Annotated in this window: 16 protein-coding genes; 7 read left to right on the forward strand and 9 right to left on the reverse strand. The window is 43.0% G+C overall.

The genetic code is table 11. The annotated features are described in order from the left end of the window. Positions 1-32: 32 nt before the first annotated feature. Positions 33-527 carry a DUF4442 domain-containing protein gene (locus tag Q9R21_RS11760; protein ID WP_212749939.1) on the reverse strand — a complete coding sequence of 165 codons (495 nt, stop codon included), beginning with the start codon at positions 525-527 and terminating at the stop codon, positions 33-35. 117 nt (positions 528-644) lie between these two features. Here Q9R21_RS11760 and Q9R21_RS11765 point away from each other — a divergent pair, with 117 nt between their 5' ends. The 6 genes from Q9R21_RS11765 (at position 645) to Q9R21_RS11790 (ending at position 6973) form a co-directional block, all read left to right on the forward strand. Beyond that, the gene (locus Q9R21_RS11765) at positions 645-1526 is read left to right on the forward strand and encodes an alpha/beta fold hydrolase (protein ID WP_311204547.1); all 882 of its coding nucleotides are present in this window, start codon (positions 645-647) and stop codon (positions 1524-1526) included. Between the two features lie 100 nt (positions 1527-1626). After that, complete coding sequence (locus tag Q9R21_RS11770; RefSeq protein ID WP_311204548.1) at positions 1627-2991, forward strand: Na+/H+ antiporter NhaC family protein; 1365 nt, start codon at positions 1627-1629, stop codon at positions 2989-2991. A 331-nt stretch (positions 2992-3322) separates the two neighbouring features. Further along, on the forward strand, positions 3323-3913 hold the full coding sequence (locus tag Q9R21_RS11775; protein WP_005108067.1) for an OmpW family protein: 591 nt from the start codon (positions 3323-3325) through the stop codon (positions 3911-3913). A gap of 174 nt (positions 3914-4087) precedes the next feature. Further along, entirely contained in the window at positions 4088-4432 is a 345-nt protein-coding gene (locus tag Q9R21_RS11780) for a lysozyme inhibitor LprI family protein (protein ID WP_004647317.1), read from the forward strand. Between the two features lie 163 nt (positions 4433-4595). Beyond that, a complete protein-coding gene (gene htpG / locus Q9R21_RS11785) occupies positions 4596-6515 on the forward strand; it encodes a molecular chaperone HtpG (RefSeq protein ID WP_004647318.1) in 1920 nt (639 codons plus the stop codon). Positions 6516-6709: 194 nt separating this feature from the next. Then, positions 6710-6973: a hypothetical protein gene (locus Q9R21_RS11790; protein ID WP_005108064.1), complete on the forward strand. Its 264-nt coding sequence runs from the start codon at positions 6710-6712 to the stop codon at positions 6971-6973. 82 nt (positions 6974-7055) lie between these two features. On the opposite strand, the gene Q9R21_RS11795 is transcribed toward Q9R21_RS11790, so the two are convergent. The 4 genes from Q9R21_RS11795 to Q9R21_RS11810 form a co-directional block, all read right to left on the reverse strand. Continuing rightward, on the reverse strand, positions 7056-8165 hold the full coding sequence (locus Q9R21_RS11795; protein ID WP_311204549.1) for a hypothetical protein: 1110 nt from the start codon (positions 8163-8165) through the stop codon (positions 7056-7058). A 92-nt stretch (positions 8166-8257) separates the two neighbouring features. Continuing rightward, positions 8258-9655 (reverse strand): hypothetical protein, encoded by a 1398-nt coding sequence (locus tag Q9R21_RS11800; RefSeq protein WP_311204550.1) that lies wholly within the window; start codon positions 9653-9655, stop codon positions 8258-8260. 10 nt (positions 9656-9665) lie between these two features. Continuing rightward, positions 9666-9845 (reverse strand): hypothetical protein, encoded by a 180-nt coding sequence (locus Q9R21_RS11805; protein ID WP_180087444.1) that lies wholly within the window; start codon positions 9843-9845, stop codon positions 9666-9668. A gap of 255 nt (positions 9846-10100) precedes the next feature. Continuing rightward, a complete protein-coding gene (locus Q9R21_RS11810; RefSeq protein ID WP_005245837.1) occupies positions 10101-10268 on the reverse strand; it encodes a hypothetical protein in 168 nt (55 codons plus the stop codon). A gap of 410 nt (positions 10269-10678) precedes the next feature. Here Q9R21_RS11810 and Q9R21_RS11815 point away from each other — a divergent pair, with 410 nt between their 5' ends. Continuing rightward, positions 10679-10879 carry a dodecin family protein gene (locus Q9R21_RS11815; protein ID WP_004278594.1) on the forward strand — a complete coding sequence of 67 codons (201 nt, stop codon included), beginning with the start codon at positions 10679-10681 and terminating at the stop codon, positions 10877-10879. Between the two features lie 65 nt (positions 10880-10944). On the opposite strand, the gene Q9R21_RS11820 is transcribed toward Q9R21_RS11815, so the two are convergent. From Q9R21_RS11820 to ompR, 4 genes are all read right to left on the reverse strand, one after another. Next, positions 10945-11637: a DsbA family oxidoreductase gene (locus Q9R21_RS11820; RefSeq protein WP_311204551.1), complete on the reverse strand. Its 693-nt coding sequence runs from the start codon at positions 11635-11637 to the stop codon at positions 10945-10947. 232 nt (positions 11638-11869) lie between these two features. Then, positions 11870-13387: an acetyl-CoA hydrolase/transferase family protein gene (locus tag Q9R21_RS11825; protein WP_219308196.1), complete on the reverse strand. Its 1518-nt coding sequence runs from the start codon at positions 13385-13387 to the stop codon at positions 11870-11872. A 205-nt stretch (positions 13388-13592) separates the two neighbouring features. After that, positions 13593-15053 carry an ATP-binding protein gene (locus Q9R21_RS11830; protein WP_253138360.1) on the reverse strand — a complete coding sequence of 487 codons (1461 nt, stop codon included), beginning with the start codon at positions 15051-15053 and terminating at the stop codon, positions 13593-13595. Positions 15054-15315: 262 nt separating this feature from the next. Further along, on the reverse strand, positions 15316-16080 hold the full coding sequence (ompR, locus tag Q9R21_RS11835; protein WP_004278590.1) for a two-component system response regulator OmpR: 765 nt from the start codon (positions 16078-16080) through the stop codon (positions 15316-15318). Positions 16081-16141: the final 61 nt, after the last annotated feature.

Raw genomic sequence — 16141 nt, forward strand, 5'->3', positions numbered from 1 at the left:
AAATTTAAAAGCGCCAATGTGGCGCTTTTATCTTATTTAGGAGCGTTAATTTTCCCTTTGCTCTGTTTCCGCCGGATATATACCGTTTTCTCTACCTCAGCAATCCTGACCCCGGCTTCATCATAAATATTCAGCTGATAATGTCGATACACTGGCGCATTATCGGCCGCCAGATTGATAATCGTGGTAATTTCTTCAGCAGAAATCCGAATATCCGCCACCACTGTGCCGCGACCCGGTGCCAAAAACTGAATGCTGGCGCCTTTATCCCAGACCAGATACTTCGGCCCCAAATGATGCATTAGCAATAACATATAAAAGGGATCAACCATCGAATACAGGCTGCCACCAAAATGCACACCGACAATATTTTGGTTCTTACGGGTCAGCGGCATTTTGACCCGAACATGATAATTATTAAAATCAATCTTATCAATTTCGATGCCTGCACCACGATAAGGGGCATAACGGTTCAGAATAAATTTTGAAACCAGAGGCAGTTTTTGAATTTTCTGGAATAGGCTCATACTGACATTCTTTTTGCGGCTGTGATTATGCATACTAGAGCAACAAAAATGCGCTGGCATTGATCAATCATGCCGATTTATAAACTAAGTGGTCAATAATAAAAACAGGATCAAAAGATGGAAACACAAGTGCAATGGGTCGATACCACGGATCAGCAGCGTCTCTGTGTCAAAACTTATGGACAACCAGAACAGCCGGCCTTGGTACTGGTTCATGGCTATCCTGATCATCAAGCGGTTTGGGAGCCAGTCACTGCTCATTTGAGTCAGGATTATTTTGTGGTGACCTATGATGTCCGTGGCGCAGGGGAGTCCAGTATTCCCAAAAAAATCTCCGATTACCGCTTGGCCCGTTTAAGTCAGGATCTGGATGAGGTGGTGAATAAGATATTGCCGAATCGAGCTTTTCATCTGGCCGCGCATGACTGGGGCTCAATTCAGTCCTGGGAATCTGTCACCAATCCACGCTTCAAAGGACGAGTTCTGTCTTATAGCACCTTGTCTGGACCATGTCTGGATCATGCCGCTTTCTGGATGCGTGAACAATTCCAGCAAAACAAAGCAAAATTCTTAAAGCAAATGAGCAAGTCCTGGTATATCGCGATGTTTCAGTTGCCCTTGGTGGCGCCATTGGCCTGGAATTTTTTCAATCCGCAGCGTTGGGCCAAGATCGTGCAGCAACTGGAAAGAGACGATGATCTGCCACTCAACCCGCATATTGTCAAAGATGGCAAATATGGGGTGAACCTGTACCGGGCCAATTTTTTACCACGTTTGACTCAACCACGGCAGCGCTTTGCCATCTGTCCGGTACAGGCGATTGTACTGAAATATGACCAGTTTGTCGGGCCAGATCTGGTCTATGAGATGTCCAAATGGGTGGATGATTTTTCGAAAATAGAACTGGCTGCCAATCACTGGGCGATCCTGAGTCAACCGGAGCAAGTGGCTCAATTGATTGATGAGTTTATTCAGCGTAAATCTGTTGTCATCACTTGATAGGCCACTCAACTACACATGACCCGGCCAGAAAAAAGTGGCGGAATTTTTATCCGCATTTTCTGATAAAATAGCCGCTTTCTCTCTATTCCGATTCATTATGTTCGCAATTCTTGCTGCTATTGGAGTCATGTTCGGACTCTCGTTGGCACGTGTACCTGTGGTTTTTGCCCTGGTCATTGGTGCTGTTACAGGTGGTTTATTGGCAGGTCTGGGCCTGCAGGGAACCTTGGACGCGTTTAACAATGGCTTGGGTGGGGGTGCCAAAATTGCCTTAGCTTACGGTATTTTAGGTGCATTTGCTTTGGCTCTGGCGCGTTCAGGTCTGCCGGATTTACTGGCTTATAAAATGATCAGCACCTTAAAAGGTGAGGCCGATTTTAAAGCGCAAAACCGGGTGAAATATCTGATCTTTTTCACAGTTGCCATTGCTGCCGTGTTCTCGCAAAACGTTATTCCCGTGCATATCGCCTTTATTCCCGTTCTTATTCCACCGCTATTGATTGTATTTAACCATTTACAGCTGGATCGCCGTTTGGTGGCCTGTTTGCTGACCTTTGGTCTGGTCGCTACTTATATGCTGATTCCAGTCGGTTTTGGTGCGATCTTCCTGAATGATATTCTGGGTCATAACATCAATACCTTTGGTAAACCATACGGATTTGAAATTAGCTATGACCAGATTCCATCTGCGATGGCAATTCCAGTATTCGGGATGTTTGTAGGCTTATTGGTGGCGATCTTTATTAGCTATCGCAAACCACGTCAATATCAAGATATTCATGTCCAGGAACAGCAAAGTATTTCTGCTGAATTGGGTGTGGCTGAGCAGGTTAAACCGCAGATTGCCAAATTTACCATCTGGATGGCAGGTCTTGCAGTTATTGCCACATTGGCGGTACAGCTTTATTCAGATTCGATGATTCTGGCCGGTCTGGTCGGTGTCGCGATCCTGAGTTGTGCCGGCATTTTCAAATGGAAAGAAGCCGATGATGTGATCATTACTGGTATGCGCATGATGGCGCTGGTTGGCTTTATCATGATTGCAGCACAAGGCTTTGCCGCGGTGATTGAAGCGACTAATCAGGTACCAACCTTGGTTGAAGCATCAGTGAACTGGATTGGTGATAGTCAGGCACTGGCCGCATTTCTGATGCTGTTGATTGGTTTGCTAATTACCCTAGGCATTGGTTCGTCTTTCTCAACCATTCCCATTCTAGCGATTATTTATGTACCGCTGTGTATCCAGTTCGGTTTTAGCCCTGCGGCGACCATTGCGATTATCGGAACTGCAGCAGCTTTGGGTGATGCCGGTTCTCCAGCTTCGGATTCAACTTTAGGCCCAACTTCTGGTCTGAATATGGATGGTCAGCATGATCATATGAAGGATAGTGTGATTCCAACCTTCATTCACTTTAATATTCCGTTAATGATTTTTGGCTGGATTGCAGCCATGGTTCTGTAAGTCAATTTCAATCTGCTCTGATATCTATTGGAGCAGATTCATCTGGATTTAAAATAAATAATAAGATGTATTTAAAATATATGTTTAAATAAAAATTAATATAAACCTGATTATTTTACTCTGAATAAAGCCATATTTATCTGATTAATATACTTGGTATTTAAAACCAACCAATTCAGTAAATTTAAAATAAATAACTTTTTAAATCAATATTTTAAATAATAATTTAAAATTAGTTTTATAATCCTTATTGCATATTATTTTCCCTCGTGTTTATTATTAATTAAGATTTATTTTCTTAATAATTATTCTTCCTGTGGGGTATTTTAAAATGTTAAAGCAAGCTGCTCTAATTGCATTAATGGGTCTTTCTGCATCTGCGATGGCAGGTCAATGGCAGGTGAAAGTTGGTGCCAGTTCTTTAGCACCATCAAGTGACACTGAAATTGCACCAGGTTTAGTCGTAGAAGCGGATCAAGAATATGGTTTTACGCCATCGGTTGAATACTTTTTTAATGACAATATCTCTGCAGAACTTTTATTAGCTACGCCATTTAATCACGACATTTCTGCTCAGGGTCTAGGGAAAATTGCCAAGATTAAGCATCTTCCACCCACAATTACCGCTAAATATAACTTTAAAAATGCAACACGTTTTACGCCATATATTGGTGTAGGTGGCACAGCTTTTATTGCTTGGGATGAAGAAGGTCTGGCTAAAGATGTGAAAGAGGAATTTGGTTTGGCAGGTCAGGTTGGCTTTAATTATCAGCCAGCCGATGCCAAAAACTGGGGAGTATTTGCTGACGTGCGCTATGCAGATTTGAGTCCTGAAGTGACTTTAGATGATGCTGATAATACTAAATTCGACTTGAATATTGATCCTTGGGTTTACACGATCGGTTATAGCTATAAGTTTTAAATTCTAGTCTTACTCAACAAAAAAGCCTCATCTTGAATGAGGCTTTTTTTCAAAATAACAACGATTTATAACTTATTGAAATTGAGCAGATCGGCAATGTTCAACTATATTAAAACGAATAAAGTAAATATTAATTGAATACGACTTAATAATTGAATAATAAGGAAGATCAGCATGAAGTTTTTAAGCCAAGGTATTGTGATCTTCTTCAGCCTGCTGGCAGGGTCTGCCTATGCGGCAAGTTTTGATTGTCAGAAAGCTGAAACCGTGACAGAGAAAGCGATTTGTGAACATCGTCTGCTCAATGATGCCGATGTCAAGATGAGTACCAGCTATCATATTTTACGCCGTATGGTGCCTATGGGAACCCGTTCGGTGATCCAGCGTGATCAGGTGAAATGGCTACAGTTCCGTGACCGCTGTCAGGAATCGGTGTCCTGTCTGAGCCAGGTCTATAATATGCGCCAGCAGCAAATAGACCTGCAATTTCAACGTATTTATAAGCTCGGGCCTTATTAAGCCTTAAACCTAAGCCTTTACAAATCCAAGTCATTTTAGATCAAGAGATCCTTTATAAAATATCTTGAGAAAAAATATACAACTGGCTATTGAAAATTTAGTAACTCACTCCATTCATATAGGCAACAGTATTGACCTGTATTTAAAATAAAAGGAGTGATTAATGAGCGAGTCTAGCGCACAAAAACATAGTTTCCAGGCTGAAGTGGCTCAGTTACTACATCTCGTGACCCATTCGCTTTATTCAAACCCTGAAATTTTCCTACGCGAATTGATCTCGAATGCCTCAGATGCATGCGACAAATTACGTTTTGAAGGGATTAACCATCCCGAATTTTATGAAAATGATCCGGATCTGCGCGTTCGTGTCAGTCTGGATGCAGACAATAAAACCATTACCATTTCAGATAACGGGATCGGCTTAAGCGAACAGGAAGCTATTGATAATTTAGGGACTATTGCCAAATCAGGCACCAAAGACTTTATGTCCAAACTGACCGGCGATCAAAAGGCTGATGCCCAGCTAATTGGCCAGTTTGGTGTCGGTTTCTATTCCGGTTTTATTGTGGCTGACAAGATCACGGTAGAGTCGCGTCGTGCTGGCACAGATGTCTCTGAAGGGGTGCGCTGGATCAGTGGCGGAACCGGTGAGTTCGAAGTTGAACAGATCACGAAACAAGGACGTGGTACCGATATTATTCTGCACTTACGTGACGATGCGCTGGATTATCTGCAAAGCTATAAAGTGAAGCAGATTATCAATAAATATTCAGACCACATCAGCCTGCCAATCCAGATGCAAAAAGAAGTCTGGCAGGAAGAAGAAGCGGCTGAAGGTGAAACATCTAAAGGTGGCCAGTATGTCAAAACCGATGAGTGGGAAGCCATTAACTCGGCCAGCGCATTATGGACTCGTAACAAGTCTGAAATCACTGAAGAGCAGTATGTCGAGTTCTACAAGAACTTAAGCCATGATTTCGCAGCGCCATTGGCCTGGGCGCATAACCGGGTTGAGGGCAGCACTGAATATACCCAGTTGTTATATATTCCAAGCAAAGCGCCACATGATATTTTCACCCGTGAATCCAAAGCGGGTATCAAACTGTATGTGAAACGTGTGTTCATTATGGATGATGCAGATAACCTGATTCCAAACTACCTGCGCTTTGTGCAAGGTGTGGTGGACAGTGCCGATCTGCCATTGAACGTCAGTCGCGAGTTATTACAAGAAAGCCGTGATGTAAAAACCATCCGTGAAGGCAATACCCGCCGTATCCTGACCATTTTGGATAATCTAGCTAAATCTGAAGATGAAAAAGATCAGGCAAACTTCAAAACCTTCTATCAGGAATTTGCTTCAGTATTGAAAGAAGGTCTGGGTGAAGATTTCAGTAACCGTGAACGTATCTTGAAACTGCTGCGTTATGCAACATCAAACAATGACGAGGTCAGCACGTCATTGGCAGACTATAAAGCACGCATGAAAGACGGCCAGAAAGCCATTTATTATGTGACTGCAGATAGTCTGAATGCTGCGAAAAATTCACCGCAACTGGAACTGTTCAAGAAAAAAGGCATTGAAGTTCTGTTGATGACTGAACGCGTGGATGAATGGGCGATGAACTTCGTGAATGAGTTCGATGGTACGCCTTTGCAAAACGTGTCTAAGGGTGCAGTTGACTTAGGTGACCTTCAGGATGCCGAAGAGAAGAAAGCCCTTGAAGAAGCCGCAGCCCAGTTTAAACCGGTGGTGGATAAGCTGACGGATTCATTAAAAGACAAAACCAAAGAAGTGCGGGTGACGACGCGTCTGGTCGATTCTCCGGCTTGTCTGGTAACTGGAGAAGGTGAGTTGTCTCCACAACTGATTCGTATGCTGAAAGATGCAGGTCAGCCTGTGCCGGATATCAAGCCGATTCTGGAAATTAACCCAGAACATCCGTTGGTGAAAAAACTGGATGGCTCGGCGCAGTTTGATGATCTGGCCAATGTGATCTTCGACCAAGCGGTGATTGCAGAAGGTGGATTACCAGAAAATCCTGCTGAATATGTCAAGCGAATTAATAGTTTGCTGCTTGCTTAAGTGCTGATGTATTGAATGAGAAAATCCCTCTTAGGAGGGATTTTTTATGTCTGCTTCATTTTTCAATTCTAGAAATGATCTGGAAAAACGATAGACAGGATAAAAAAATACCTTCGAATCATAAATCTATATTTTGGATTATTAATTAATTTTTAATTTATAATTACGATTATAAAGCAAAGAGAGAGAATGTTATGAAATTTAAGCTGATGATCAGTATGGGCGCTGTAATCCTGATGTCGATGAGCCAAGTTAGTCTAGCGGCACCTGCTGCAGAAAAAATGGTACGCACAGATCGAATCAGTTTTTATAAAGTTGCGAAAGTAGAGGCAGCAAAACTACAACGTGTGCAACATAGCGATCGTATTCGCTTCAATATGCCAGTGATGGAGCAACCCTCATTGCAGCAAAAACGTGTGCTACGCAGTGATCGTATTATCCTGAATAAAACCAGCTAATACTTACCGCGCTGATTGCCTCAGTAATATTGAAAAAAGCCCATGAATGATGGGCTTTTATTATTTTCTAGTATCAGTCAGTTTAAAACAACGCTTCTAAACGTACCAAAGCCCCGACATAGTGATCACGATCTTCGCGATGATCATTCAAATAGTTCAGGTCGGTCTGGACAAAAAACCATTCACGTAAAAAAGGTTGTCTCCACGACACATAGGGGCCCCAGCGATTAAGACGCAGATCCTTGTCATTCAGATAACCACCGGTATAAATGCCGTAACTAAAACGGTTGTCCTGAAAAAACTGATGTTGCCTAAAGGTGTAGTTGTCCCAGGTCAGATCGTCGTCTTGATCATCTGCATAAGTCAGACTAAGCTGATTGGAGAAAAAGGCCTGATTGGGACGGGCATGGATCAGCTCCAGATTGGTCCGTAAATAGTTTTCACTTTGAATGCCATAGCGATAAATCTGTTCGGCATGAAAAGAGTAGTCATTTTCTAGTGTCCAGTCCTTACTGGCTTTGACACGCAGATAAATATCATCGCCAGAACGTAGGCCCAGATCGAGATCGGTTTCGAAAGGAATGCGATCTGACCATTCAGACCAACGTAAGGCAAAAGAGCTGTTATCTTCACGGGCACGTTTAGTATCCAGACGCTTATTTCCGGAAGTGGCAGGATTTTCATTGGTAATCGCGACATTGCTGTCTAATTCATTGTCCAGACTGTCATCACCAAACACCACACTCAGCTTTTGTTCCAAGGTCGGAAGCTTGATCTTGCCGCGGATTCGGGGCTTAATCTCATAGCCTTCATATTCATCCCAGCGATTATCTAGAATGATCCGTAATGTAGCTGCAGCTGGCTGATCCGGATCGCTTTCACCAAACCAGTTATCAATTTTATGCGCAGTACGATCGGCCCATTCGCGGATGCCTTTCTGCTTTTGATCCGCCCATGAATAATTTTCTGTCTCTAGCGTGGATGGAACAATGGCTACATTTGATTGCTCCGGCAGAACCGTGGGTGTTGCATCGATCAAACGTGGAATCTGATCCAGCAAGCCTGATCGGCTTGGCTCTATATTCGTTGGACTGGCAGGAGCAGTTGTGACTGAATTGGCCCAAGACATGCTACCACTCATTCCTAAGCCCAGAGAGAGCAGTAAAATTTGAGTAATCCTGTTTATTTGCATGAGATATTTGTTGCTCTTGTATTCTTATATTCAGCTGTAGTTTTCTAAAAAAACGCCTTAAAAAGCAAGTTAAAGCTACAAAATAACAGCAATTATTCAATCATTTGAGCCTGAATTTCTCGATAAAGTTCCAGCACTTGAATCGGTTGCGGCATTGTTAAAATAATATTGTGAATATTCTGCCAATTGAGCTGTTTGTCGCGTTGCAGCAAGATGTGTGGATAGGCCAGCTCATCCTCTGCAAGAGAGATGCGTTTTTCACCATGAATCACACGGATTTTTTGATGTTCCTGTAGCAAGAGTACAGGAGTAGAAAAATCAGCAGCAGCCTCTTTAAAAGAAATAAATTTCTGCTTCTGAATAAACTGGGCGGGTATAAACGGATGGTAATCTGGCTGTGTCCAGATTGTTTCAGCCTGCTGCAAGTAAGCTGTTGAAAAAAGCTCGAGTTGCATGAAACTGGCGCTTAAAGCAGACCATGCCAGTGATTTAATCGCCGCAGCCTGGCGTTGATGATGGCTGAGCCAATGTTGAATACAATAGTGAGCCTGCAACTGACTCGGTACCCCTAAGAGCATCAGATATTTAACAAACTGGCCTTGCAGATTCAGTTGTTCAACCAAATAAACCTGACGTGCCTGCCAGTTATCTTCTGCTGCATAATACAGTGCGATATCCAGATAGATGGGATGTTCGATATTGGGACCTAATTCTAAAGCACAGAGTCGCTGGATATTGGTTTCTTCTAAGCCTAAAGGGTGTACATGAGCGTTTAGTTCGCCTAGTTGAATCTGTACAGGGAATTGAATCAATTCGGAGACTGTGATCTGTTCTTGCGGAATGGTCGTTTCAGCTTTGAGCTGAGGATCTAGTTCCTTGGGTTCAGTCAGTATCTGATTGGTTGACTCATTTGAGCGATTTAATTCTAGTGCATGTATTCTTGCCCTCGGCCGTCCCCGATGATATTTGGTTGTTTCCACAGCTTTTAAGCTGGTTTCAGCTTCGTTTAAGGATAGGGCAGGAACAATCAAGGGTGGATCCTGTTTCAGACACGAAAATTGCTGCTGTTGTTGCAAAAGCCAGATATAACAGTGTTGCAGTTCAGCCCATTGGCTGTGCAGGGCAGGAGATTGGGGAGCCGGGATCAGCCAGATTTGCCAGCCACGTTCAGGATGATGTAAAACTGCCCAGCCAGAATCCGGATGGGCAGACAATGCTTGTTCCAGCGTCAAGACTTCGGTGAAATAGCCACGAAAGCTTAGATGATAAGACGTGTTAGCAGAAAATTGGTAGGCGACAAGTTCAGGCTGAGTGCGGGCTTTAAATGCTGAAATTTGGGTTTTGAAAATAGGCTCATCACACAGATTAAAAATATCGCGTATTCTTTTTTTAGAACGGGCAATTTCATATAAAGGCAGGACTTTATGCTCCAGTTGCTGCGCCAGTCCATGTAGTTCTTTAATTAAGTGTGCTTTTTCTAAAGCATTCATTTTTTGATCTCTAGAGATGTTTCAGTGCTTTATCCAGGGTTTGTGCCAATGCGAGGTTGACCGCCAGCTCGACCAGTCTGTATTCAGCAGAATTCGAGTCTGTATAGCTTTCTGCCATTTCAATTAAATAATCAATAGAAACTGACTGAGGCGGAATTTTGCCCTGTACCAATGCCTGAAGTTCATGCATAAAAAATTTTCTTATCATTAATCTATTTATATTGCTGCAATTATAAGCAGAGATCACATAAAATAGTGATCTATTTTGAGTATTTTATAAACAAATTTTTTAATTAAAAGTGATAAAAATCAATAGAAAAAATGAGAGTAGGAAATAGTCGATATTTTTTTTAGAGTCGTGTATCTTTCACACGGAATGTGGTCAATGTGATCAAAAAAAACAGGCTGAATCAATCAGCCTGTTTTAATGAAAAATAGCTTTGCATTAAGCTGTTTTTTCAGTTGCTACAGTCGCAGCATCTGCATTTACTGTTTCAGCAGGTGCTTTAGTTGCTGGAAAGTCTGGCAGATGAACCACTTGCGCCATTTGTGCAGACGCTTGAACAGAAAAAGCCATAACGGTTGCTGCGAAAGCAAATTTAAGAGCATTCATAGGATGACCTTTAATATCAGAGTGTTCAATGACTTGAACAGAGGAGAATATTTAAACTTAATTCGGGTGAAATAATAGCAAATAAGACTTAATAGAAAATGATAGATTCGGCAAATTTAGGCAGTAAATTTTAGATAAATTACTCTATAAAACAATAAATTAGTATATTTGCTCTAGTTTGATTTGTGTGGTTTTACAGGGCTTTATACTTTATTTTAGCGATGAGAATCTGGACTTGATCAAGTGCCAAAACAAGCGGCGATGTGTTTTTGATCTGCCAATTTAAGACTGAATTTCGAGCTTTGTTAAATCCATGTAAGTTTTTGCTATCGCTTGTTTACGGGCTGCTGCAATCTTCTAAGAATGGACTAAGATGGAATTCCATTCATTTTCATCCTGAGAGTTTTATTATGGCAATTGCAAAAGTGGTAGAAGTCAATTCAAGCAGCAATAAAAGCTTTGAAGATGCGATTCAAACGGGCATTCAAAAAGTCACAGAAACGGTCAAAAATGTACAAGGTGCTTGGATCAATGAACAGAAGGTTGTCATTAAAGAAAATAAAATCACGGAATATCGTGTCAATTTAAAAATTAGTTTTCTGGTTGATTAAGCGAATGCCATTCAATAACAAATAAAAAACCCCATTTGAAATGGGGTTTTTTATTGAACGTTATTTTATTTAGCTTGGTCTGGCGTGTCACACATTTCTGTTGAGCACTGTGCTGCCTGACTGTTAGTTGACGTATCGAGCGCTTTTTCAAATACTTGCAAGAAAACTTCCTTAGGCTGGGCACCCGCCAAAGCAATGCGCTGATCAAAGACAAAGAAAGGGACGCCTGTGACCTTAAGCTGGTCATGTGCCACTTCCTGATCGAATTTGACAAAGTCGGCATATTCTTCCGAATCCAACAGGTCATCGACTTCGACCGGATTCAGACCGATACGTGCTGCGACATCTTCCAGTGTTTCACGCTCTCCAATCGCCAGACCTTGGGTCATATAGCTATAGAAGAATGCTTCCTGTGCTTCATTGCCCAGACCTTTGCTTTGCGCCAGGTGAATCAAGCGATGCGCATTAAAGGTATTGCCTGAATTGGCACCTTCCCAGTTAAATTCAATGCCTTCGGCTTTGGCCATCTCAGCAATATTGCGCTGCATCTCTTCGACTTCTACCACGGTGCGGCCATATTTTTGCGCCAGACGCTCAGAGTTAGACACTTCCTGACGTACCGGTGCTTCAGGGTCGAGCTGGAAACTGTGCCAATGCACTTCTAGCTCAATACCTGCTTCTTGTGCAGCAGCTTCTAAACGTTTTTTACCAATATAGCAGAAGGGGCAAACCACATCTGACCAGATATCTACGCGCATGTCATGTCTCTAATTTTGCTCTTGTGTTCAAGTATGAGGGTGAAGAATCAGAATTTAAAGTCCTTGAGCATCAGAAGTGTATTTCTACAGCAGATCGGCAGGATAAATAAAAGAAGAAAGAGCAGGCGATAGCCAGGTGGCTTTCTTAATATAATCAGGTTCTGACTATTCAAAAAAAATATAAAAATGCCATAAAAAAACGCCCCGTAGGGCGTTTTTTGAATGCAGTCGATTATGCAGTTTTTACTGCAGCTTCAACAGCAAGCATGTGACCATTTTCTTCGAAGTTTGAGTGCCAAGAAAGCGCCTCACGAAGAAGATGAGGCGTATGGCCCCCTTTTGCACATGCACGGTCAAAGTAATCATTCAACGCATCGCGGTACATTGGGTGCGCACAGTTATCAATCACTGCACGTGCACGCTCACGCGGTGCCAAACCACGAAGATCCGCAAGACCTTGTTCAGTTACCAGGATATCAACATCATGTTCTGCATGGTCGATATGTGAAGCAAACGGCACTACAGAAGAGATGTCGCCACCTTTCGCGATTGATTTGGTTACGAAGATCGCTAAGTGGGCATTACGTGCGAAGTCACCTGAACCACCAATACCGTTCATCATTTTGGTACCACATACATGAGTTGAGTTCACGTTACCGTAAATATCAAACTCAAGTGCAGTGTTGATGCCGATAATACCTAAACGGCGTACCAGTTCAGGATGGTTTGAAATTTCCTGTGGACGTAATACCAGTTTGTCTTTGTATTGCTCAAGGTTGTTAAATACTTTCTCGCCGTATTTTGCAGAAAGTGTAATAGACGAGCCTGAAGCAAACTTCATTTTACCGGCATCGATCAATTCAAACGTACAGTCTTGCAGAACTTCTGAGTACATGATCAGGTCTTCGAAGTTTGAATCTTTCAGACCGGTCAATACCGCATTTGCGATTGAACCAATCCCTGCCTGAAGAGGCCCCAGGTTTTTCGGTAAACGCTCTTCAGCCACTTCTTTTTCAAAGAAAGCGATTAAATGGTTGGCAATACTTTGAGTTTCATCATCTGGTGCGGTTACAGTAGATGGAGAGTCGTGCAATTCGCTGTTAAATACGATACCAACAATTTTAGATGGATCGATATTGATCGCATGCGTACCAATACGCTCATCAACTTGAGTCAATGGAATCGCTTGACGCGTTGGACGATACGTCGGGATGTAGATATCGTGCAAGCCTTCAAATGCCGGGCTTAAATTCGTATTGATTTCTACAATCACTTTTTCAGCAAAAATCGCAAAGCTTGCAGAGTTACCAACAGATGTTGTTGGAATGATGCCGCCATCTTCAGTAATTGCTACGGCTTCGATGATCGCAACGTCTGGTTTTTTCAACTGCAGGTTACGCATTTGCTCAACAGTTTCAGACAAGTGCTGGTCAATGAACATCACTTCGCCGTTGTTGATCGCTTTACGTAAAGTATTGTCTACCTGGAACGGTAAACGACGTGCCAATACACCAGCTTCAGTCAGTTGTTTGTCTAGATCGTTCCCTAGTGATGCACCAGTAATTAACGTGATCTTTAATGGATTTGCTTTTGCCTGTTGAACCAAAGCTAAAGGAACCGCCTTCGCTTCACCAGCGCGAGTAAAGCCACTCATACCCACAGTCATGCCATCTTGGATGAATTCAGCCGCTTGTTCAGGGCTGATGACTTTGTTGTGTAGGGAGGCTAAACGGATACGATCTAAAGACATTTTAACTCTCATTAATTCTTAAACTATGATACGGATTGTACCGCTCAAAAAATGTATTGTGCATAGGTGTTAGGCTAAGGTCTAATTTTTTAGCTAAATGTAGGTATAATAAAAAATGATGATTTTTAAATGATTGAATTCGTGAACTATAAAATGAATTGTATAGAAAAACTAAAAAGTCATTTGTTGAATTAATGATCACTTATTAAAAGTGATCAGTCAAAGTTTGGCGAATTTTATCGAGTGTAGTGGCTGGGGGAAGTGTCTCTGGGTTCTCTTGATTCACGGGTAGTGAAATGATAGCTTCAAGCCCACCTTCAGGACGATTATGGATACGCAATTGACCATGGTGAATATCGACAATCCGTTTCACAATGGCCAGTCCCAAGCCGCTGCCTTGTACCGTTCTTGCCGAATTGCCCCGAACAAAAGGCTGCATCAAGGCTTCGATCTGATCTTCCGGGATGCCTTCGCCATGGTCTGCCACACAAATCAACAGTTGATCTTCTTCAACATGGGCAGAAAGCTCAATTGGTTCGGAACCATAACGTTTCGAGTTATTGATCAGATTACCAATCAGTCTTTTCAGCGACATGCTGCGCGCCTGAATGGTCGGTATTTCTTGCGGAGTGAAACGGATATCTAGCGGTTTAAACTGCTTGACCAGTTCCTGTAGCAGTACATTGACATTGGTGTCCTGCGGTTCTTCATCGGAACCGTCGCGCATATAGGAAATGAACTGATCCAGAATCGCGTCCATATCTTCGACATCATAAATCAGACCTTCTTTGAGAAAGTCTTCATCTGGCATCATTTCGGCACTGAGGCGGATCCGGGTTAAGGGCGTGCGCAAGTCATGTGAAATTCCGGCCAGCATAATTCGGCGTTCCCGCTCGGTCTGATCCAGCGTATAAATCATCTGATTAAAGGCATGATTCACTTGACGGATTTCCAGTGGACCATGATTGGTATCCAGATAGGGCGCCGAACCGATTCGGCTATAACTGTTGGCGGCGTTCTGCAAACGGCGTAAAGGACGGTTGAGCTGACGCACCAAGGTCAAAATAATGATGCCGACAATAATCGGCGTGCCAAGCAACCAGCCCAAAATCAGTTCATTGCTATAGTTGGCATAGGTCTTTAAAGGTTCCTGTACCCAGTGGCCATTCATTTCAGGGGTCTGGATCCAGATACGTGGACTCGGCTTAAACTGGAAATAGACCGTGGCTTGTTCGATGCGTAATTCTTTGGCCAGTTTGGTTTCGATCTGCCGGGTAAAAAACTCTGCAATCAGCTTTTCTCGAACCGTGGGATATTCTGCCGGATTGGTGACATATTCAATGCCGACCCGATTTCTTAACCAGTCATCGATATCGACTTCCTGCTGTTTATGATACAGGCGCAGATCGGGATTGTTGAGAATTTCCAGTTCCATGGCCAGATAACGCGCATGTTGTTGGATTTCAGGTAAAAACAGGGTACGCCAAAAGAACCACAAGGACATGAATAGGCTGAAACAGACCACAAAAACCACCAGTACCGTGGTACGCATGGCAGCAGAACGCGGCTTGATCTTGTCGAGAAAGCGTTCCCAGCGGGTACGCTTTTTTTCCGAGTAGCTGACAAAATCGGTAAATTTTTGTGGATCGATGGGGTCGAGTTTCACACCAGCTCCTTGTAGGCATTTTCCAAATTGAGCAGTAATAATAATTTGTAATGGAATCTTACTGCTTGAACCTTCGATGAAAGGAGCTTGTTGTGTTACTTTTTTTGAAAAAATGAGTAACACTGTTACGCAAGTAAAAACTTTTCCATTCGCTGAACTCGCGCCTTTGTATACGAGCCTTTAAAGAAGGGGAAGCTCAAACAGCAGCGAATGGCTTTTAGGGACAATAGATTGGGGTAATCTTTATCCTATAAGTTTTCCTTTATTCAGCACCATCTGGAACAAAGACATAACCCACACCCCATACAGTCTGGATATAACGTGCACGCGCTGGGTTTTCTTCCACTAAACGGCGTAAACGTGACACCTGAACATCAATTGAACGTTCCATGGCACCCCATTCACGGCCACGCGCCAGATTCATCAGCTTGTCGCGGGTTAATGGTTCGCGTGGATGTTGAACCAGTGCTTTCAGTACCGCAAACTCACCAGTAGTGAGCGTTACCACTTGGCCTTCACGGGTCAGAGTGCGGGTAGAGAGATCTAGCGACCATGGGCCAAAAGAAACCACTTCCATCTGTTGGCTTGGTGCACCCGGCACTTCACGTACCTGACGGCGCAATACCGCACGAATACGTGCCAGCAGCTCATTCGGGTTAAACGGTTTAGGCAAGTAATCATCGGCACCTGCTTCTAAACCGGCAATACGATCCGAGTCGCTACCACGAGCGGTGAGCATAATGATAGGCGTATCGATATTGGATTGGCGTAAACGACGACAGATACTCAAGCCATCTTCGACCGGAAGCATAAAGTCGAGCACGATCAGAGAAAACAGTTCCCGCTGTAAAAGTCGATCCATCTGCGTGGCATCATGTGCAGTTTTAACCACAAAGCCTTTATCTTCGAGAAAACGCTGTAATAAGGTACGCAGACGAACATCATCATCAACCACCAGGATCCGTTCGACCCGGTCCGTTTCGGTATGTACGGCATCGGCTTTTTCAGCAGGTACAACTAAACTCATGAGATGCTCCTTTATTCTTTATTGTCGTCATAAACAAAAATCAAATAGGCTTTGAGTATAC

This window comes from Acinetobacter sp. RG5 (genome assembly GCF_031844265.1).
Classification (GTDB): Bacteria; Pseudomonadota; Gammaproteobacteria; order Pseudomonadales; family Moraxellaceae; genus Acinetobacter.